This is a genomic window from Aminobacterium colombiense DSM 12261 (assembly GCF_000025885.1).
GTDB classification, from domain to species: Bacteria; Synergistota; Synergistia; order Synergistales; family Aminobacteriaceae; genus Aminobacterium; species Aminobacterium colombiense.
The window spans coordinates 631,548-651,631 of record NC_014011.1 but is presented as its reverse complement, the minus strand read 5'-3'; the positions used below and the strand labels follow the sequence as shown (position 1 = coordinate 651,631).

Here is a 20,084-nt window from a genome sequence, read left to right as displayed (position 1 = left end):
TCCCTGTAAAAGATATGGGGGAAATGATTATTGACGAAGAATAAAGATAACAAAAAGGGCGCGTTATGTCAACAACACAACGCAGCCCCTTATTATACTTTGTATAAGGCACATTTTGCAAGCATAAATTGTATGGTGCCGAGGCGGGGACTCGAACCCCGACAGGCTATCGCCCACTAGAACCTGAATCTAGCGCGTCTACCAATTCCGCCACCCCGGCTTTTCTTATCACGACGGTAATTGTAGCAAGGCCTGAACGCTTTGGCAAGTTCTTTTTAAAGCTCTTCTTCCGCCGCCCTGCTTAGCCGGTCTCTTAAAGCGAGACCTATCCCTTTACTATTTGGCCACTCTGCTACTATAACCTCTATCCCTTTCTTTTCAAAGGTGCGAAAAGCCAGAAAGAGACCCTGGGCATAATTTTCAGGAGTTTTAAAAAGAATTTTTTCCTCCACGGGGAACGGGGGCTCCTTTATGCCTATATACCCAATTCTCTTCCCCATCACTAAAGGACTATGCCGCAAAACGCCATTTTTCCATAATAATAGGGGGATTAAAGGAGCGTAATGGCGATACCGCGTTCCTGGCGACCTTTTTTTCTTAGCTTCATCCGGAACCAGCTTCACCTCTTCAATCACTTCTTCCAACCGCTCCACTGGCATGCCGCCAGCACGTAGAAGCACAACAGAAGGTCCAGTTACATCTATGACGGTGGATTCAAGCCCCACATCAGTAGCTCCGCCGTCTAAAATTATATCTACGTCATCTCCAATGTCAGCAAGCACGGACGCAGCCTCCGTTGGACTAGGCCGCCCGCTTCTATTGGCACTTGGAGCAGCTATAGGGACACCAGCAACTTTAATAAGGGCCATCGCTACAGGGTGGGAGGGCATGCGAACCGCTACTGTTCCCAATCCGGCAGTAACCGAGTTTGGGACTACAGGTTTTGCCGGGAGGACAAGTGTAAGAGGCCCTGGCCAAAAAGAGTCCATAAGCAATTTAGCTCTTTCATTCACATAAGCGACCTGTTCCACATCTTCCGATGATGCAAAATGAAGGATAAGAGGATTGTCACCGGGACGGCCTTTAGCAGCAAAAATTTTACGCACAGCCCCATCATCCAGGCCATTTGCTCCGAGGCCATAAACAGTTTCTGTAGGAAATGCGACCAATTTGCCTGATCGTATTGCATAAGCAGCTTCAGCAATTATGTGAGGTTCAGGATTCCAGCGCTCGACCTTATAGACTTTCGTTTTCAACGCTGTCACCTTCTCCGTGAAATACCTCAATAAAATTCTTTCTGAAAGCAGGGAAAGTTCCGTTTAAAATAGACTCTCTAACACCTTCCATGAGCTTAATAAGAAAATGAAGATTATGCCAGCTGCATAAACGAGCAGCCAAAATCTCCCCCGCTTTATAAAGATGCCGTATATAGGCTTTTGTAAAATGGCGGCATACATAACAGTCACAAGACGGATCAAGGGGGGTAAAATCACGGGCATACACCTGATTTTTAATGTTTATCCTCCCTGTAGAAACAAAAACAGTACCTGTCCTTCCATTCCTTGTTGGCAACACGCAGTCAAACATATCCACCCCCCGGGCCACACCTTCCACAAGATTGGAGGGATGGCCAACTCCCATAAGATATCTAGGTTTATCAAAAGGCATGACGTGTTGAAGCACATCAAGCATTTCATACATAATATGATGAGGTTCCCCCACAGAAAGACCGCCAATTCCATAGCCTGGAAATCCAATAGATGTAATGTCTTCTGCCGAGCGCCTCCGCAAATCTTCGTATACAGACCCCTGAATGATGCCAAACAATGCCTGGTCCTCTCTTGTATGGGCATCCTTAGATCGGCGGGCCCACCGAGTTGTACGGGCTAAAGCAGTTTCCGCTTCCTCTTTGGTGGTTGGATAGTGAAGACACTGGTCAAAGCACATGGCGATATCGCTTCCCAGCTTCTGTTGCACTTCCATTGACCATTCAGGATCCATCATGTGGCGGCTTCCGTCTATATGGGATTGACACTCGACTCCCTCATCAGTTACTCGATTAAGGGTAGCGAGAGAAAAGACCTGAAATCCGCCGCTATCAGTAAGAATGGGATGATGCCAATCCATAAAAGAGTGGAGTCCTCCAGCCTCCTCCACTATATCGGCACCAGGGCGCAGATAGAGATGGTATGTGTTGGAAAGAATGATCTGGGCCCCTATTTCCTCTAGCTCAAAGGGAGCCATTGCTTTCACTGTTGCCTGCGTTCCCACCGGCATAAAAACGGGGGTCTTTATAACTCCATGAGGAGTCACGAATTCTCCAGCTCTAGCCCCCGTTACAGGACATTGTGCCTGTAAACGAAATTCAAACATTACAGTTCCTCCCATCTGAAAAGCGAACAGGCATTATTCCAGAGCGCTTCTTTGAGTTCTTCTCTATCTATGAGCCTGACATCAGCAACCATATCATACACTTCTGTCACATAGGCCGGCTCATTCCGCTTCCCTCGATAACGCTTGGGGGCCAGCCATGGGGCATCTGTTTCACATAACAGCCTGTTGAGAGGCATAGAAGCCACTATATCTCTCAGCTCCTGATTCTTTTTATAGGTAACTGGACCTGCAAATGAAAGATAGAAGCCCAGTTCTAGAGCATATTTTGCATGGTATGAATTACCTGAAAAACAATGAATGACGCCATGATACTGCCTTTTATCGTTCTCCTTGAGAATATCAAAAAGATCATCGAAGGCATCTCTTATGTGAAGAACCAAGGGTTTCTTGGCCTTTTCAGCAAGTTCAATATGCCACAGAAGAGATTGTTTCTGAATCTCTCGAGGGGAATGGTCATAATAATAGTCAAGGCCACTTTCTCCTATAGCCAGGACTCTGGGATGTTGGGCAAGAAGAAACAATTCTTCAGGAATACCATCTACTATAGTAGAAGCCTCATGGGGATGAACGCCTACTGTAGCATAAATACCATATGAAGCGTATTTTTCCGCAAGTTCTACCGCTTGACGGCTATTAGGCACATCCGCAGCCACTACAAGCATACGAGCTAATCCTTGAGATTTCGCCCTTTCTATAACTTCATCAAGATCTTCGTTATAGTCTTCCGAATTTAAATGACAGTGCGTATCGACAAAATAGGACACTTTAAACACCTTGCCTCTTTATAAAAAAATCGGGTTTCCCAGCCAGGAGAAACCCGATTAATATCCCCTGCTTCTTTTCCTAACTCACCCGAGATCCCAAAGGAATATCTTTATCTGGGGTAAGAAGGGCAAGTGTCGATTTATCAGCTGGTCCAGAGGCCAGAAGCATCCCTCTGCTTTCAACGCCACAAAGTTTTACCGGCTTGAGATTAACGACGACAACTATTCTCTTTCCTAGAAGTTCCTCTACAGAAAAATGCTCTTTTATCCCAGAAACTATCGTTCGCTTTTCGTATCCAAGATCCACGTGCAACTTATAGAGTTTTTTTGCCTTTGGAATTTCTTCAACTGCAATAATTTGTCCAACCCTAAGCTCCACTTTGGCAAAATCCTCAATCATTATTTGTTCTTCGTGATTTCCAGGGTCAGGCACCGACCCTTTTCGCGCCTCTCGTTCAGCTCTTTCTTTCTTCCAGTTCTCAACATCGATGCGGGGAAAAAGGACATCCCCTTTAATTGTTTGTGTTCCTGCAGGGAAACCGCCAAAAGAGAAGGCCGGTATCCCATGTTTTTCAGGCGTTCCAGGAAGCCCTAGTTGCCCCCAGAGCTTTTCCGCTGTCAATGGCATGAAGGGAGCGATAAGAAGTCCTGTTCCACGGAGCATTTCAGCTAAGACAAAGAGGACTGTGTCAAGACGCTCCTGAGGTCCTTCTTTTCCCAGTTTCCAGGGCATGGTTTCATCAATATATTTGTTTCCCCTCCGAATAAGGGCCCAAATGGCTTTCAACGCTTCTTCGTAAGCGAAACACGACATGCTCTCTTCAACCTGCGAGAAAGTGGATTGTAGAAGGGTTTCAATCTCCTTGTCCAGGCTTTCAAAGTTTGTCGGGGCGGGAACAATGCCATCCCTGAAGTTTTTCACCATCTGAAGGGTTCTGTTGAGCAAGTTCCCCAGATCGTTGGCCAAATCAGAGTTGATTCGCAAAACCATAGCCTGCTCTGAAAAATCTCCATCCAGTCCGAAGGGTACCTCCCTAAGCACAAAGTATCGAAAAGGGTCAACGCCATATACATCCGCCATCTCAAAAGGATCAACGACGTTACCCTTTGACTTTGACATTTTTTCTCCTTCTACAGTCCACCACCCATGGGCAAAAACTGTCACTGGCGGGTTAAGCCCAAGGGCAATGAGCATTATGGGCCAAATCACACAGTGAAACCGGATAATATCCTTACCTACCAAATGATGGACACTTGGCCAGAATATGTTGAGTTTTTCTGAATCAGACATGTAGCCGCAGGCGGTAAGATAGTTAATCAATGCGTCAAACCAGACGTACACTACGTGTTTTTCATCTCCAGGGACTGGAATCCCCCATTTGATGCTTGTTCGTGATACTGACTGATCTCTCAGTCCGCTACGGACAAAACTCACAATTTCATTATATCGGCTCCTGGGCATAATGGCCTTTAGATTTTTTTCGTAATAGTCAAGAAGTTGGTCACTATATTTGGAAGCCCGGAAAAAATAGCTTTCTTCTTCCATCTTTTGAAGGGGCCGTCCACAGTCAGGACAAGTCTTATCTTCTTTCATACTGCTTTCAGGAACGTAAGTTTCACAAGGGATACAGTACCAACCTTCATAAGTACCTTTATAAATATCTCCCTGATCCATGAGTTTTTTGAATATTCCCTGAACTACCTTTTCATGGCGTTCTTCTGTTGTTCGGATAAAATCGTCATTTGAGATGTTCAGGACTTCCCATAATCTACGAAAATTTTCCATAGTCCTATCTGCCAGTTCTTTAGCTGTCATTCCTTTCGCATCCGCGCTTTGCTGTATCTTTTGCCCATGCTCATCAGTTCCTGTACAAAAGAAAACCCTATCACCCATCATGCGACGGTAACGAGCCATTACGTCTGCAGCTATTGTCGTGTAGGCGTGTCCTATATGAGGGATGTCATTGACATAATAAATAGGCGTTGTAATATAAAAACTTTTTTCAGACATCATTGTTCCTCCTTATCGATCTATTTTCTGTCTCACCTGAATCAGCCAATCCTTGACTGCATTTTTCGCTACAGGATAACGTTGAATTATAAATTTTACAACTTCTTTTTGACTAATGCCATTGGTTACCATCTGTTCTGCTTCTTTTTTCCATTGACCATCATCAAGTACTTGTTGAAGTGGTTTATCCACAACAAGTACGAGTTCCCCACGTACTCCCTCTGCTTCTGCCTGAGATAAAATGGCATCAAGGTTAGCCCGCCTGGCTTCCTGGTATATTTTACTGATCTCTCTCACCAGAGCTGCACGTCTATTTCCTAAAATATCAAGCATATCAGCCATATGTTTTTGAGCTTTATGGGGGGACAGATAAAATATCAGCGGGAAAGGGTGAAATTGCAAACTCTGAAGAATCTCCCTACGTTCCCCCTTCTTGTCAGGAAGAAAGCCGTAAAAGGTAAAGGGATGAGTTTCAAATCCAGAATGGATTAAAGCGGGAACAAATGCCGTAGCGCCTGGCAGAATATCAATTTCAAAGCCCTCAGAAATAGCCGCCTGGATAAGTACACTCCCAGGATCAGAAATCCCCGGTGTCCCAGCGTCAGAGACTAGGGCAACTTTTTCTCCCCTTCTCAGCCGTTCAATAAGTTGCTCTGTACGCCTTTGCTCGTTATGGGCATAGTAGGAGACAGTAGGGACATGGATATGATAGCGCTGAAGAAGAATCGCTGTCTTACGAGTATCTTCACAAGCGATTACGTCGACTTTTCTCAGCACATTAATAGCTCTCAACGTTATATCTTCCAAATTTCCTATTGGCGTAGGAACTACAAAAAGAGGCATAATGTCACTCCTTCGACAGGTCGTAGGCCGCAAGAAGCTCAGGAGTAAAGTTCCCTTCCCCATCATAGATATAAAGAGGAGACTCTATGACCACTCCCTTTCCTGCAGACCGTACAGCCTCAACAAGGATCACTGTTGCTTTTTTCCCGGGATAGGGGTGAACCATTTGCAGTCTCTTGGGCTCAAGATTCTCATTGACAAGGGCAGCAACAAGTTCCGCTCCCCTTTGTGCGCGGAAAATCATAAAAAGGTGTCCTTTATTCTTCAAAACAAAGTGAGCAGCCTTCACTACGTCTTTTAACGAACAGTAAAGCCCCTGTCTGGCCGTTGCGTCACTGAAAGAATCCGTCCACCTGCTTCGATGGGGTTCGTCGTAGGGAGGATTGGTAACCACTACATCAAAAGATTGAGAGGCGTATCGGTCTTTTATATTGCGAAGATCGCTAAGAAAAAAAGACACCCTGGCATCAAGACCATTTTCTTGGGCGTTACGTTTTGCAAGGTTGACGAGATCTTCCTGTATGTCAATCCCTTCTATTTTTGTCGCTTCCGGCAAACGCAAAGCCAGCAAAAGAGATATGACTCCAGTAGCGCAGCCAAGCTCAAGTATCCGATCCTTCCCACGAGCCTTAACAAAGGATGCCAGAAGGATAGTATCCACGGTTACGCGAGGCCCATCAACCGGTTGCCAGGCCGTTAACGCTCCATATAGGACATTGTCTTTCGTAACTTTTATTCCGTCCATTCGTCCAGATGTACTCCTATTACTTTTGACAATCCGGGTTCGTCCATTGTTACACCATATAAAACGTCTGCCCGCTCCATGGTGCTCCGTCTATGGGTCATAGCTAATATTTGCATATGCATAGCATAGTCGCTTACAAGGTCGATAAAACGCAAAAGGTTATATTCATCAAGAGAAGCATCTACTTCATCAAGAATAGCGAGAGGAACTTCGGCTACCTCCATAGTTGCAAAAAGTAACGCAATAGCGGTGAGAGATTGCTCCCCTCCCGACAGCTGAGCAAGATTTTGCAGACGTTTCCCTGGTGGCCTCGCAAAGATGTCCACCCCTGCCTCCCAGAGAGAAAGTCCCTCTTCAAGTTCTAGGTGTGCTTCACCACCACCAAAAAGCCTCTGAAAGAGAGAATTGAACCTTTCATCTGTATTTTTTAAGGCTTCTCCAAATAATAAGCCTACTCTCTCATCCGTGCTCTGTATCAGTGACTGAAGTTCACCTATGCCCCCATGGACGTCCTCTATCTGGACTGTCAGAAAGGCAAGGCGATTTTTCAAAGATTCATTTTCCGAAAGAACCCCCAGATCATAATCCCCAAGTTCCCTAACTTTTTTCTCAAGGCGTCGTACATGGGCCAAACTTTCTTCCTCATATTCTTCCAGGGAAATATTTTCCGTTCCTGGATAATGATAGGCATCTTCCCAAAGAGAAATGATCTGATTGAGTTCCAGACGGGCGGAATCGACCTGGCGTTGACTATCTTTAACCTTTTCTTCCTCTATCTGTACCCTTTCATGGGCTTCTGCACAACGCTCACGAAGAAGGGATGTTCTTTCAACAAGACTCTCTGTCTCAGCACTCAGCCTTGCCCTCTCTGAATCAATTTCTTTTATATTTTCCCACAATTCATAGGACTGGACTCCCAGCTCTCTAAGTCGGTCAAGCCCTTCATCCAGGCTCAATTCCGTATTTTCCAGCTCCCCAGAAAGACTGCGCAGTCTTTCTGTGAGTTGAGCTGCCTCTGACTCGATTCGGTTGATCAACACCTCTCCAGATTTTACTTTTTCACAAAGCACAGCTTCTTCTCCCTTTGCAGAGGCCAGTTCTCGCTCAAGTTCTGTCTCGTCTGGGAAATCCCCAAAAGAGGCTATTGCTTCCTCCAGCTCTTTTAAACTATGCTGAGTTCTTTTCAGCAACTTTCCGCTGTCTTCAACATCATTAAGGAAAAAGGATCGTTCTTTTTCCAGTCGCACTATCTCTTCTCGCTGCCGCTCAAAACGTATGGAATGAGATAAAAGTTTTTTTTCCGCCTCTTGTTCCTTCTCTTTCCAAAAAGCTCTTTCTTTCGCTATAACACACTCTAGCTCCTCAGCTTCTTGTAATAGCGAGACAACTCTTTCAAGGCTTCCTCTCTTATCTTTGAGATTTTTTTCAAGATCTTCTATCTGAAGGCGTCTTTCTATAGCACCACCCGTTTTTCTAAATTTTCCTCCGCTGACGCTGCCACCTACTGTAAACACATCGCCCTGGAGTGTAACGATTGGGAATGAAGCACCTGCTCTGGCAAGGTTCATTCCTACATCATACTCTTCAACAATGAGAAGATCTCCCAGCAGGTGGTTCACTGCTGGACTCCATAGCTGTTCTGAAGCAATAAGGTCTGTAGCCCACCCTACTGTCCCCTGACACGGCAAGGGGAAACCATAGTCAGGATTCCTTGGATGACATTGCTCCAGGGGAAGAAATGTTATACGGCCTGCCCTCTTCTGTTTAACAAGCTCTATCCCTAGCTGAGCCTCTTCAAGGGATTTAACGAAAAGCCAGAACTGCCGCCCTCCGAGGTAAGCTTCCAGTGGGGCTGCAAGCTTTTCCTCACATTTAAAAGCTTCTGCAGCAAGCTTGATCTGGATAGGCAACTTCCCTAATTTTTGTGCCGCCAGAATAACCCGTACAGGTTCTGGATAAAGACGCTGTTCCGTATTTTCAAGAACCGTTTCAAGCTGGTTTTCCAAAACATCCACATTCTTTTTTAACTGAGAAAGAGATGTTGCTAACCGCTGACATTGGACATAGATTTCTCCATGACGCTCTATTATTTTTTTATAACTTAGATGGGTATACTCAAATTCCTTTTTATAAGTTTCTGTCTCTTTCTCCGCAACAAACACTTTGTTTTTTGCTTCTTCCAGTTCTTTTTCGTTTTTATCAAGGGCCTCGCTACGAGCCTGTAAGCGAGAAAGGATTTTGACGCACTCACCCTCTACGCGAGCATATTCATTGCCGTATTCCTGTCGCCGCTGCCGCTCTGCTCGAAGGGAAGAGCGAAGGTTAGAAAGTTTTTGCCATAGGGCAGATACTTCTTCTTTTTTCTTATGAAGATTCTGAGTCAAAGAATAGCTCGTCCCCCTTGCCAAAGTCGCTTCTTCATCAACTTTGGACAAAACTTCTTCCACATGCCTTTTTTCCTCTTTCTGAGCAATGAGCCGTTCGCGAGCAGATTTTACAGTAAGGGCAGTGGCAAAACACTGACGTCTCAATGTTTCTCTTTGGAATCCAAGACTCTCTGTTCTTTCTTCGTGCACTTTTTTCTGCTGTTCATAGGAATTAAAAAGAGACTGATAAAAAGAAAGTCCTTCTTTCCAAATGGTTTCCCACTCTGCCGCCCTATTTTTTCGCCTTTCCAGAGCATGAATGCGACTCTGAAAAGAATAAAGCTCCCTTTCTAAAAAAGCTCTGCGTGAAAAATAGTAGCCTCGCCTCTTCTCGTCAAGTTCATCGAGTAAACGGCGAGCCTTTTCAGCAATGGTAACCATGGCAGCTATTTCATCACGACGGGATGTCAATTCCGAAACAAGCGTTTCCAGGCGTGCAAGCTCTTCCGATGCAAACTTAAGTTTCTGGTTCGCATCCTCTCTCTTTTTTCTGTATTGGTCTATGCCAAAAAGAGCCTCGAGGATAGACCTTCGCTGTTGAGGACGATGATGGATGGCTTCTGCCACTTCTCCCTGGCCTATGAAAGCAAACTGCTCACCTTCCATATGCCATTGCCGCTTTACGTCATCTAAATCCTGCAGACGGATCCTCATCCCATCTACAAAAAGAGATGTTCCTGTTTCAGGAGAAAACTCTCTTTTTATAGTGCATATCTTGGGGTCTTCCCGGATGCAAAGGGATACTTCCGTTTCAGTAGCAGTAGGGAGACTGATGCTTCCCTGAAACAGAAGATCACTCTGCCTCGTTATTCTCAGACAGTTTGGGCTCCCTTCTCCGAGTACCCAGCGCAATCCATCAAGGATGTTGCTTTTCCCACTGCCGTTAGGCCCTACTATCGCTGTAAAGCCGGGAGAAAAGGTCAGTTCGTGGCTTCCGCCGAAACTTTTAAATCCTTTAAGACGAAGCCGTTCGATAAACACGAATCTGTGCCTCCCATTGCTCCATTTGCTCAATACGACGTTCTACTACGTCGATGGGCCCCTGCATATCGAGACGGTACTTATTCCACGCAAATTCAGGCGCTGCCGCTATAAAGATTCGTCTTTGCAACTCTTCTTCCCAAACGGCAAGGTAAGTGTCCGCTATATATTGAGCAATAACAGAGTGGGTTTCAAGGAGCATGGCATCTGCTTTGTTAGAAAGAGAAACTTTTCTCAAAAAACGCTTAATATGCATGGCCACGCTATCTTCCTTCAAAACCCATCCATAGCCCCCGCAAAATGGACATCCACGGGTCATGACCGAACGTACATCAGGTCTCGCCCTTTTTCTTGTAATCTCAACTAGACCTAATTGGGAAACGCCAAATATCCTTGCACGATACCGATCTTTTTGAAACACTTCATCCAGGCGTTGAAGAAGTTTTTGTCTGTCTTCTTCATACTCCATGTCGATAAAGTCAATGACGACAATTCCGCCAATAGCCCTCAGCCTTAGTTGACGTGCTATTTCATCCGCTGCCTCGAGATTAGTGTCAAGGACAGTATGGCGCAGATCCGTATCTCCCACATACTTACCTGTATTCACATCAATAACAGTAAGGGCCTCTGTATGATCAATAATAAGATAGGCTCCTGAACGCAGCCATACCTTGCGATCAAGGGCAGTTTCAAGCTCCCTCTCTATGCCATAAAAATCAAAGATGGGCGAGCTTCCTTCATATAAGCTCACTTCAGGTTCCTGCCCCTCAAGTATGCGATTAAGATAATCCTTGACTTTATGACACTCTTCTTCGCTGTCTATAACTATTTCACTTACATCGCCAGTGAGCTCGTCCCTGAGAACCCTTCCTACAAGCCCAATATCCCTATAAATGAGGCATGGAGCTGCCTGTATCTGGGCATCATGGCGTATCTCTCTCCATAGGTCTACAAGAGTGTGAAGATCATGGGTAAGGGTTTCTTCGTCAACCCCTTCAGCAGCGGTGCGAATGATCACACCGTAACCCTCCCCTTCATCACGCAGTTTTTTAGCCAGGAAACGGAGTCGCTTACGTTCTTCCTCGTCTATTATTCTTTTAGAAACACCTGTTTCCTGTCCATCAGGGACAAGAACTAGGTAGCGCCCCGGCAAAGAAATTCTCGAAGTTACTCTGGCGCCTTTATTTTTTCTGGCTGCCTTCACAACCTGCACTACCACTTCCACGTTCGGCTTCAGGTTTATACCCTTCGCATCATTTAAATATAAAAAGGCATTCCTGCCGTCCCCCAAATTTACAAAAGCGGCGTGGATGCCAGGCAAAACACTATCCACCCTGGCTTTATAGATTTCTCCTGTCTTTTGACGCTCCCACATTCGCTCAACAAAGATATCTACAAGTTTTCCTTTTTCCAATATTGCAACTCGCATCTCTTCAGGATCTAAAGTGTTGGCTATGATTTTACGATCAGTCATGGCGTAACATCCCCTCAGTTTTAAAATTCCGAGGCAAACGGGGAAGTACCCGCTGTGTAACTACTGGTTCCACTTCTGATCCGTTCCAGCATCCTACCGATGTTCTAACAATTTTCACATCAGACCATCCCTTGGTGTACCCAGCTTCTACTAATTTTTTCACTAAAGTTCCCGGGCCGAAGGCAAAAGGCGTTTTGAGAATCAGCTTAATAAAAGTGCCTTCTACTGCGCTAAAGACATGTTTCTCCTGCAAGAAAATCCCCTGTTCCAGGTCATGGGCCAGTTTTTCGAAATATATGGGGGAACGAAACCCTAGTAAATAGCCAGACGCATCACAGCTTTTACTGAGAGAAGGGCCTTCATACACTTCCCCACCTGTAATAGTAAAAGCTTCTGGAATTACGTTGTTCCATCGATCTAAAGTCCCTTCATCCCATTTTTCGATCCAGATATCAGCCGGTTCCGCAAAAGCGACGACTCCAACTGGAAGTTCCGGTCCTAAGCTGACTCGAGGCCGGGGCGTGAAGCCCTCAGACAAAGCAAAGACAAGACCCGCTCTTCGTCCAGATCTGTAAATAAGCTGAGGAATCACGACGTGGGGAATAAAGCATCCACGTCCGCGCTTTGAATAGGTTATCCTTACGCGGATCATAATGAGCATTCCCCCTTTGACCATTGACAACCACTATTCTGCCAACCGCAACCATGACAACTGTTCCATCGACAATCTGGTGTTAGTTCCCCTTTAAATGCCTTCTCCTTTTCCTTCCACAAGAAAGCACGAGAAACTCCTGTATCAATATGATCCCATGGGAAGCCTTCTTCTTTTGATCTACTTCGAGATGTATAAAAAAGCGGATCTATACCGGTCTCATCAAAAGCATCAAGCCAGCGTTGCAAAGAAAAGGTTTCACTCCATCCATCGAATCGGGCTCCCTTTCTCCAGGCACTCTCAATGGCTTTAGCCAGACGCCGGTCGCCACGAGCAAAAATACCTTCAAGGAAAGTTTGCTCCGGATCATGATACTTTAAAGAAATCCTGCGGTTATATATCTGCCTTTTAAGGAACTGTCCCTTTTCACGAAGTTCTTCCACGGTATTTTGAGGTTCCCATTGAAAGGGGGTATGGCCTTTAGGAACAAAACCAGCAACGGAAACAGCAACGTTGACCTTACGCTTATAGGCTTTGCCGAGGGTCAATGTTTGAAGGGCTATATCGATTATGCCCTGAAGATCTTCCTCAGTTTCAGTAGGGAGACCCATCATAAAATAGAGCTTCACACGATCCCATCCATGTTTAAAAGCGGTTTCCAGTGAAATTTTTATGTCTTCCTCTGTTACTCCTTTATTAATTACATTTCTGAGCCGTTGCGTTCCCGCTTCGGGGGCAAAGGTCAAACCTCCTCTACGCATGGCTTGGAGGCTTGCTGCTAAATCTATAGAAAAAGAATCCATCCTTAAACTTGGCAGACTTAACTTGACTCCTTTTTCATCAAGAAAGGGAGTTAGATCATTCAGCAACGGTGTTAGACCTGAATAATCGCATGAAGCCAAAGAGACCAGCCCCACTTCTTCCCATCCAGACGAGAGGACTAATTCCCGCACTATTTTACTTGTTTCCTCAAGTCCACGTTCTCGTACAGGACGATATATTATGCCTGCCTGGCAAAAACGGCACCCTCGCGTACAGCCCCTGAAAATTTCAACTGGGACTCTGTCGTGAACTACACCAGCAGACGGCACAATAAGGTTGTCCGGATAAAAAGCATCTTTGAAATCCTGCACTAGCTGTCGACGCACAGGCAATCTTGAGCTGGAAAAGAACACAGCTCCCCCCTCTCCATATTTCACATCTACGAGGGAGGGGATATATATTCCTTCAATTCCAGCAAGGGAATTGAGACGTTCTTTTCTTGATAAACCTTTTGTTTCATACAGAATGTCAACAATCTGAGGAAGTAAGACTTCACCTTCTCCAAGACAGAAAACATCAATAAATGGGGCTACAGGCTCTGGCGTTAGCGCCCCTGGCCCTCCAGCAAAGACAATGGGGTCACTCTCAATCCTTTCTTCTCCATATAAGGGAATCCCGCCTAGATCAAGCATGGTGAGTATATTGGTAAAACTCAATTCATATTGAAGGGTAAACCCGACCCCATCAAAAGAAGAGAGGGGGCGCCCTGTTTCAATGGAACCAAGATAGAGTTCGTTTTTCCTCAGCAACTCCTCCATGTCTATCCATGGACAATAGGCCCGCTCAACATCGGATTTTGGTAGACGCTTAAGAAGATTATACAAAATCTGAAAACCAACATAACTCATGCCTATTTCATATACATCGGGAAAAGCCAAACAAAACCTAACCAGGGATTGACCTGATTCTTTAGGCTTCACAGGCCCCCATTCACACCCCGCATAGCGCGACGGGTGGGCAACTTGGGCTAATAACGGCCACAAGCCATCATCAAAATCCGGGATCTCCATACAAATCCTCCCTACTAAGATCTATTCATAATCTTTCATCGTTGAAAGATACACACTCATAACAAGGGCAATTGCAACGGACACGGCTAAAAGAGAACTGCCTCCATAACTTAAAAAGGGCAAGGGGAGTCCTGTGATAGGAAGAAGCCCCATACTCATTCCGATAGATTCTACAACCTGAAACCATATCCATGCTGCCAAAGAAGCCACTAAAACTTTCCCTCTTTTATCTTTGCATCGAAGGCCCGCATTGATTATTCTCCAAAAAACAACACAAAAAAGCACTAGAACTATAAGCGATCCCAAAAAACCGAACTCTTCTGCATAAACACTAAAGATAAAATCAGTATGGGGTTCAGGTAAGAAACGAAGTTTACTTTGCAATCCATGTAAAAATCCTTTTCCCAACAATCCCCCTGATCCGACTGCGATTCTTGATTGTATAACGTTATATCCTGCTCCTAAGGGATCTAGGGCAGGATTAATGAAAACAAGGAGTCTTTTTTTCTGATACTCCTTTAAAAATTGCCACCCAACAGGTAAAAGCACGAATGCCAGACCTGTCAAGGTTAACACATATCGTTTTGGGGCTCCCGCGACAACAAGTGCTATTAATATCATGAGACCATAAACTATAGAGCTGCCCAGGTCTGGTTGGATAAAAACTAAAAGAGTCGAAATCCCAGCAAGGATCAATCCACCAATAAAACGAGAAAGATTTTCTGGCGGGTATCTACAGAAATGTTTAGCCATTACCAAGGCTAGGCCTATTTTGCCTGCCTCTGACGGCTGGAAGCGAAGTAGTCCCAAATTTAACCAACTCTGGGCCCCTTTCACAGTCAATCCCGTAAGAAGCACAATTAAAAGCGAGCCGACAGAAAAAACCCAGTAGATAAAGTACGCCCAATTGATCAGTCGACGGTACCCTACCTTAATAACCACGAAAAAAACAACGAGTGAAATAAGACCCCAAACAAGCTGCCTCATGGCAAATCCACTAGCTTTGCGGCCCACTCCCATTTCCGCGCTATATATAGATAATACTCCCAAAACAAAAAGAGCGAGTACCGATATGATCAGTACCTTATCTCCATATGCAAAAATTTCTTTAATAGAGAATCTTTTTTCGCCCATCCTAATTCAAGTTCATTGCTCACTCTGTGATTTTCTCTTAATTCTAACGACCGGGATATTCGCTACAAAAGCCACAGACTTATTAGCCTTGTCAAGCTCCATCTCAATATTGTCCGTATCGATCTCCATATATTTAGAAAGAACTTCAATCATATCTTTTCTAAGTTCTTCCATAAGGCCAGGAGAGATATCAGAACGATCGTGTATCAAAACAATCTGAAGTCTTTCTTTTGCTGTTTTTTTTGTGCCTTCCCGTCCAAAAAGTTTTTGTAGTATTCCTAGCATAATGTCCTCTCCTCCCGGTTTCTAAAAACCCAGCAGCTTCTTGATACCAGAGAAAAACCCTGAGCCTCTCTGGCTATCGAGATTTAAAAAGGCAACTTCTTTCCCAAGCAGTCTGTCCGCTATGTTTGAGAAGGCCATAGATGCAAGGGACGTATCGCCACTGGTAAGAGGCTCCCCTCTATTTGCTGATTTGACAACACTGTCATCATCGGGAACAATTCCAATAAGCTCAATGGCCAGCACATCGAGTACATCCTGTACGTCAAGCATTTCCCCTTCTTTGACCATACTGGGTTTAACCCGATTAATTACGAGACGAATTGGTTTTTTTTCCATTGATTCCAAAAGGCCAATAATGCGGTCTGCATCTCGAACTGAAGGAATTTCTGGAGTTGTCACAACGAGAGCCTCAGTCGCCCCCGCCGCTGCGTTCTTAAAGCCACCCTCAATACCTGCAGGGCTATCAAGAAGAATAAAATCAAAACCTTCTTTTTTCAGCATTTCGCAGAGTTCCACCATCTGGTCTGGACTTACGGCATCCTTGGTGCGAGTCTGGGCTGCTGGAAGCAGAAAAAGATTGTCGACCCGTTTATCCCGAATAAGAGCCTGGGGAAGGCGACAAGTCCCTTCAATTACATCGATAAAATTGTACACGACGCGATTTTCCAGGCCCATTACCACATCAAGGTTCCTAAGGCCAATATCAGCGTCAATTGCAACCACTTTATAGCCAGCCTTTGCCAAAGCAAAAGAAACGTTGGCCGTAGTGGTCGTTTTTCCAACTCCGCCCTTCCCGGACGTTACAACTATGACTCGAGGCTCCACGAAAATCCCTCCATTCCCAATCTCTGTTATATTTTTAGTTCGCGAACAAAAAGAGAATCATGCTCAAGAGTAATAAGGACTGAGTGTGCCCACCACTCCATAGAGCTATCCAGGTAACTTCCCACCTTACTGCCAAGACGAACTTGTTTTGCCTGAAAATCCCCCACCACTATGCTCTGTTCAGTATTCCCGTCTGAACCAGCATGGGCCAGTCCTTTTAAGCGGCCCCAAATACAAATATTTCCAGAAGCTATCACTTCTGCGCCATCATTGACATGACCGATGATAACAACGTCGCCGCCATGCTCTATGCGCTGCCCAGAGCGAAGGGATCGCATGAGAAAAAGCGTGTCATAGTTTTTGCCCTTACCATGGGGCTTTTCCCGCGCTGGCTCCCCTGTTTTTGCGCCAAATGCCTGAAGCAAGTGCTGACTCTCTGCATCATAAGTGACCCACGATGATACAAAAACACCTTTAGACCATATAAAATCCTTAAGAATACCTATGATAAAGTCTTTGCTTAATATCCGTCCTTGAAAATCAAGTATCACTTTCATCTCTAACAATGCTTTTGCTTGAGATGAAACACGTTCAAGCTCCATAAAAACTTCTTTTTCTTTCAATTCTTCAGGGACGATAAGACGCAGCCCCCCTCCTGTTCCCTTTAGTAGAACTGGAGTTTGAAACGTTTCCATAGACTCCATTCTCCTTCCTCCCTGAGGTTTAAAGAACCTATTTTAGCGAATCATGGCCCACAAGGTAAGCAAGCACTTCTCCTACAATTGGGGCCGCTGCGGAACTTCCGTGCTCTCCAGCCTCTATCACAGCAACAGCTACATAACGAGGTTTATCAGCAGGAGCGTACCCTGCAAAAAGAGCGTGATCAGGTCCATGGGCATTTTGAGCGGTTCCTGTCTTTCCTGCCACTGTGACACCAAAGGTCCCGGCTCTCCACCCGGTTCCTCTTTTAATTACGTTCACGAGCCCTTCATGTATTGTTTTTATGTGATTTTTAGAAAGGTTCAACTTCTGAGGAGGAACCATCTCTCCCCTATAAAGATGAGGGGTTATGAGATTCCCCCCATTAGCGAAAACGGCGTACATTCTGGCTATCTGTATAGGGGTCATGAGCAAGAAACCCTGGCCTATAGAATAGTTTACCGTATCTCCCTGGTACCATACCTCTTTGACAACTTTTTCTTTCCATTCTCGGCCCGCTCTATTGCCTGAAAGTTCCCCCGGTATATCTATACCTGTTAAATTTCCCACCCCTAATTTCTGCCCCCAGCGAGTCAATCTGTCAATGCCAACTTTAATTCCTGTTTGGTAGAAGTATACATCACAAGATTGACTTAAAGCTTCTTTCAATCCGATTGTTCCATGCCCACCGCGCTTCCAGCAGCGAAAAGCCCTTCCCCCCAATTGGAAGGATCCCCCACAGAAGTACGTCGTTTTGGGTGTAATTGCTCCTTCCTCAAGAGCAGAGAGAGCTACCAGAGGCTTAAAAGTAGAAGCTGGCGGATACACCCCTGCAATGCTGCGATCAAGCATTGGACGTTCTGGATCCTTTAAGAGAGATTTCCACTCCCTGGCAGACACACCCCACGCCAAAGGGTTATTGTCATAGGAGGGAGCCGTATAAAGAACAAGCACAGCACCAGTCTCCACATCCAATACTACAACAGATCCTCTGTTCTCTTTCATTAGGTCAGCTGACAATCTTTGAGCGCCAAGGTCAAGAGTGAGATAGATATCCTTCCCCTTAACTGGAGATTTAAAGTCTATTTCCTGCACTCGTCTCCCTCTGGCGTCTACCTCTATAGATTCTTCTCCGGGCATGCCCCGCAATAGGGATTCATAGGAAAATTCTATGCCAGCTTTGCCAATAAGGTCTCCCCCCACATAGTCCCCTTCTCTTTTCGACTTCAACTCATCTTCGCTAATCTCAGCCACATATCCCGTTACATTTGCCGTTAAAGCTCCAGATGGGTAGGTGCGGCGCCAGACTGGTACTGGAAAAAGCTGAGGCGGAAACTCCGGGTCAGCTATAAGATCAACCATTTGGGTTAGAGTAAGATTTGACACCACGCGAACAACTCTGTAGGGAGCCCAGTATTGCCGCTTGACCGTATTCTTTATCTCCTCCGATGTCAACGGAATTCCATGTTTATTCAATATTTCAGATGTTTTAGATACAAGCTGTTCTTTCTCCAGATCGAGAGGATATCCCATAATATCAAAAGTACGAATGTTGGTGGCCAGTGGAGCGCCATTTCGATCATAAATATTCCCCCGAGAGGGGGCGAATCGAACAAAACGAAGGCGATTTCCTGTCGCAAGTTTTATATAGCTATCCCCATGAATGATCTGAAAGTAATAAAGAGCCCCTATAAGAAGTCCCATGGAGCATAACATCACAATTCTCCATGTTCTGAGACGTCTATCGATATCGCTTCGGTCGCTAGGCATCGTCTTGTCCCACACTCCAGGCATAAAGAAGGCAAGCTCCAAAAACCATTGGCAAAAGAACCCCCTGCTGCACTAAAAAAACTTTTAGAAGGGTCTGTTCTCTTATTCCCCACATAAGAAGCCTGATAAAAGTTAAAACCAAATGGGCACTCCAGATTAAAAGGCCAAAGGCCGGGACACTTCGTGCTGAAGAAGGGAGGGAAAGCCAAATCCAACGGACAAAGAGAATGGACGCCACGTAAAGAGCTGAAGAAACACCAACCAACCCTGGCCACCTTAAATCCCACAGAATACCGCCAAGAAAACCGCTCCAAAGAATATAAGCACCTTCATCCTCATGCTTCAGAGCCATGTAAAGCAAAACAAGGAGAAAAATTTCAGGCACTAAAAAGTGACCTGAGGAAAAAACACGAAGAAGATCTTGGGCATACCATGCTATGACAAAAGATGTCATGGTTTTGTTCCCTCTGTTAATACCTCTACCTGATAAAGGCGGATAAAATCTGCCCCGGGTTCTATCCTATAAGCAACAAACCCTCCAGAAGAATGGCGAAGCTCTCCAGTTACAGAGCCAACTGGAAGCCCCGGGGGCAAACTTTCACTAACCAGCGCAGTGCTTACAGTCATTCCTTTCTCTATGGATCTGCCTTCCGAAATATACTGCAGCCAGATCTGTCCCTGCCCATCACCTGTCACCACACCAAGATCCCGGGTCTGATCCACAACCACAGGTATAAGGAGAGATGAGGAAGTAATAAGTTCCGCCCATGAATATCCAGCTTCTACTCGGGTAATACGTCCCACTAAAGACCCTTTTTGTAAAACAGGGAATCCAGGTTTTAAATTATTTTCTTCCCCTTGATTTATTCTTATCTCTGTCCACCAATCGTGGGGGGAGCGCAAGGTTATTCGAGCGTGTTTTGTAATTTGATTCATTCGTTCCATATAACTTTCGACCTTTTCTTGGCTTATGGCAACTTTCAATATCCAGTTTTCCTGAGACAGCTTTTGGTTCTCTGCAATGAGAGCGGATCGTTCTCTGAACCAAAACGAAGCCTTGCGAAGAGTATTGTTTAATAACACCGCTGGGACCTCAGGATAAAACAAAACTTTCCCTACCCAGTCAGAGGGAGTTCGAAAAAGAAGAATTTGAGGGGCGAGAGCAAGCAACATGAAGCTAGCGGCAAGAGCCACAAGCCCATGGATGACTTCTTTATTGAAATCACCGGAATCTGGTTTACGCATCCCC

17 protein-coding genes and 1 tRNA gene are annotated in these 20,084 nt (G+C 45.2%); all 18 read right to left on the bottom strand.

Going from position 1 to position 20,084, the window contains the following annotated elements; genetic code table 11:
* Positions 1-133 precede the first annotated feature (133 nt).
* A tRNA-Leu gene (locus tag AMICO_RS03115) sits at positions 134-220 on the bottom strand.
* Between the two features lie 55 nt (positions 221-275).
* On the bottom strand, positions 276-1,256 hold the full coding sequence (locus tag AMICO_RS03110; protein WP_013048019.1) for an L-threonylcarbamoyladenylate synthase: 981 nt from the start codon (positions 1,254-1,256) through the stop codon (positions 276-278).
* Entirely contained in the window at positions 1,237-2,373 is a 1,137-nt protein-coding gene (gene tgt / locus AMICO_RS03105; RefSeq protein ID WP_013048018.1) for a tRNA guanosine(34) transglycosylase Tgt, read from the bottom strand. Before tgt ends, AMICO_RS03110 begins: the two co-directional genes overlap by 20 nt.
* On the bottom strand, positions 2,373-3,158 hold the full coding sequence (locus AMICO_RS03100) for a TatD family hydrolase (protein ID WP_041459322.1): 786 nt from the start codon (positions 3,156-3,158) through the stop codon (positions 2,373-2,375). Before AMICO_RS03100 ends, tgt begins: the two co-directional genes overlap by 1 nt.
* Before the next feature lie 79 nt (positions 3,159-3,237).
* Entirely contained in the window at positions 3,238-5,169 is a 1,932-nt protein-coding gene (metG, locus tag AMICO_RS03095; protein WP_013048016.1) for a methionine--tRNA ligase, read from the bottom strand.
* Between the two features lie 12 nt (positions 5,170-5,181).
* The gene (gene rsmI / locus AMICO_RS03090) at positions 5,182-6,012 is read right to left on the bottom strand and encodes a 16S rRNA (cytidine(1402)-2'-O)-methyltransferase (protein WP_013048015.1); all 831 of its coding nucleotides are present in this window, start codon (positions 6,010-6,012) and stop codon (positions 5,182-5,184) included.
* A 4-nt stretch (positions 6,013-6,016) separates the two neighbouring features.
* Complete coding sequence (locus AMICO_RS03085) at positions 6,017-6,757, bottom strand: tRNA1(Val) (adenine(37)-N6)-methyltransferase (protein ID WP_013048014.1); 741 nt, start codon at positions 6,755-6,757, stop codon at positions 6,017-6,019.
* Complete coding sequence (smc, locus tag AMICO_RS03080; RefSeq protein WP_013048013.1) at positions 6,745-10,164, bottom strand: chromosome segregation protein SMC; 3,420 nt, start codon at positions 10,162-10,164, stop codon at positions 6,745-6,747. The genes AMICO_RS03085 and smc overlap by 13 nt, the downstream gene beginning before the upstream one ends.
* On the bottom strand, positions 10,139-11,638 hold the full coding sequence (locus tag AMICO_RS03075; RefSeq protein WP_013048012.1) for an Rne/Rng family ribonuclease: 1,500 nt from the start codon (positions 11,636-11,638) through the stop codon (positions 10,139-10,141). Before AMICO_RS03075 ends, smc begins: the two co-directional genes overlap by 26 nt.
* Positions 11,631-12,290 carry a DUF2344 domain-containing protein gene (locus AMICO_RS03070; protein ID WP_013048011.1) on the bottom strand — a complete coding sequence of 220 codons (660 nt, stop codon included), beginning with the start codon at positions 12,288-12,290 and terminating at the stop codon, positions 11,631-11,633. The genes AMICO_RS03075 and AMICO_RS03070 overlap by 8 nt, the downstream gene beginning before the upstream one ends.
* Positions 12,287-14,122, bottom strand: a complete 1,836-nt coding sequence (locus AMICO_RS03065) for a TIGR03960 family B12-binding radical SAM protein (protein WP_013048010.1) — start codon at positions 14,120-14,122, stop codon at positions 12,287-12,289. Before AMICO_RS03065 ends, AMICO_RS03070 begins: the two co-directional genes overlap by 4 nt.
* A gap of 21 nt (positions 14,123-14,143) precedes the next feature.
* Positions 14,144-15,256, bottom strand: a complete 1,113-nt coding sequence (gene rodA / locus AMICO_RS03060; protein WP_013048009.1) for a rod shape-determining protein RodA — start codon at positions 15,254-15,256, stop codon at positions 14,144-14,146.
* A gap of 12 nt (positions 15,257-15,268) precedes the next feature.
* Entirely contained in the window at positions 15,269-15,541 is a 273-nt protein-coding gene (gene minE, locus AMICO_RS03055) for a cell division topological specificity factor MinE (protein ID WP_013048008.1), read from the bottom strand.
* 21 nt (positions 15,542-15,562) lie between these two features.
* Positions 15,563-16,366 (bottom strand): septum site-determining protein MinD, encoded by an 804-nt coding sequence (minD, locus tag AMICO_RS03050; protein WP_013048007.1) that lies wholly within the window; start codon positions 16,364-16,366, stop codon positions 15,563-15,565.
* A 26-nt stretch (positions 16,367-16,392) separates the two neighbouring features.
* On the bottom strand, positions 16,393-17,070 hold the full coding sequence (gene minC / locus AMICO_RS03045) for a septum site-determining protein MinC (RefSeq protein WP_013048006.1): 678 nt from the start codon (positions 17,068-17,070) through the stop codon (positions 16,393-16,395).
* A 28-nt stretch (positions 17,071-17,098) separates the two neighbouring features.
* Entirely contained in the window at positions 17,099-18,835 is a 1,737-nt protein-coding gene (gene mrdA / locus AMICO_RS03040) for a penicillin-binding protein 2 (protein WP_013048005.1), read from the bottom strand.
* Positions 18,828-19,289 carry a rod shape-determining protein MreD gene (mreD, locus tag AMICO_RS03035; RefSeq protein ID WP_013048004.1) on the bottom strand — a complete coding sequence of 154 codons (462 nt, stop codon included), beginning with the start codon at positions 19,287-19,289 and terminating at the stop codon, positions 18,828-18,830. The genes mrdA and mreD overlap by 8 nt, the downstream gene beginning before the upstream one ends.
* The gene (mreC, locus tag AMICO_RS09845; RefSeq protein ID WP_013048003.1) at positions 19,286-20,080 is read right to left on the bottom strand and encodes a rod shape-determining protein MreC; all 795 of its coding nucleotides are present in this window, start codon (positions 20,078-20,080) and stop codon (positions 19,286-19,288) included. The genes mreD and mreC overlap by 4 nt, the downstream gene beginning before the upstream one ends.
* Between the last annotated feature and the right edge of the window lie 4 nt (positions 20,081-20,084).

Excerpts from the sequence above, each read along its gene's own strand:
- tgt (WP_013048018.1), bottom strand. The coding sequence starts at position 2,373 with ATGTTTGAATTTCGTTTACAGGCACAATGTCCTGTAACGGGGGCTAGA.
- metG (WP_013048016.1), bottom strand. The coding sequence starts at position 5,169 with ATGTCTGAAAAAAGTTTTTATATTACAACGCCTATTTATTATGTCAAT.
- rsmI (WP_013048015.1), bottom strand. The coding sequence starts at position 6,012 with ATGCCTCTTTTTGTAGTTCCTACGCCAATAGGAAATTTGGAAGATATA.
- AMICO_RS03085 (WP_013048014.1), bottom strand. The coding sequence starts at position 6,757 with ATGGACGGAATAAAAGTTACGAAAGACAATGTCCTATATGGAGCGTTA.
- AMICO_RS03075 (WP_013048012.1), bottom strand. The coding sequence starts at position 11,638 with ATGACTGATCGTAAAATCATAGCCAACACTTTAGATCCTGAAGAGATG.
- AMICO_RS03070 (WP_013048011.1), bottom strand. The coding sequence starts at position 12,290 with ATGATCCGCGTAAGGATAACCTATTCAAAGCGCGGACGTGGATGCTTT.
- AMICO_RS03065 (WP_013048010.1), bottom strand. The coding sequence starts at position 14,122 with ATGGAGATCCCGGATTTTGATGATGGCTTGTGGCCGTTATTAGCCCAA.
- rodA (WP_013048009.1), bottom strand. The coding sequence starts at position 15,256 with ATGGGCGAAAAAAGATTCTCTATTAAAGAAATTTTTGCATATGGAGAT.
- minE (WP_013048008.1), bottom strand. The coding sequence starts at position 15,541 with ATGCTAGGAATACTACAAAAACTTTTTGGACGGGAAGGCACAAAAAAA.
- minC (WP_013048006.1), bottom strand. The coding sequence starts at position 17,070 with ATGGAGTCTATGGAAACGTTTCAAACTCCAGTTCTACTAAAGGGAACA.
- mrdA (WP_013048005.1), bottom strand. The coding sequence starts at position 18,835 with ATGCCTAGCGACCGAAGCGATATCGATAGACGTCTCAGAACATGGAGA.
- mreD (WP_013048004.1), bottom strand. The coding sequence starts at position 19,289 with ATGACATCTTTTGTCATAGCATGGTATGCCCAAGATCTTCTTCGTGTT.
- mreC (WP_013048003.1), bottom strand. The coding sequence starts at position 20,080 with ATGCGTAAACCAGATTCCGGTGATTTCAATAAAGAAGTCATCCATGGG.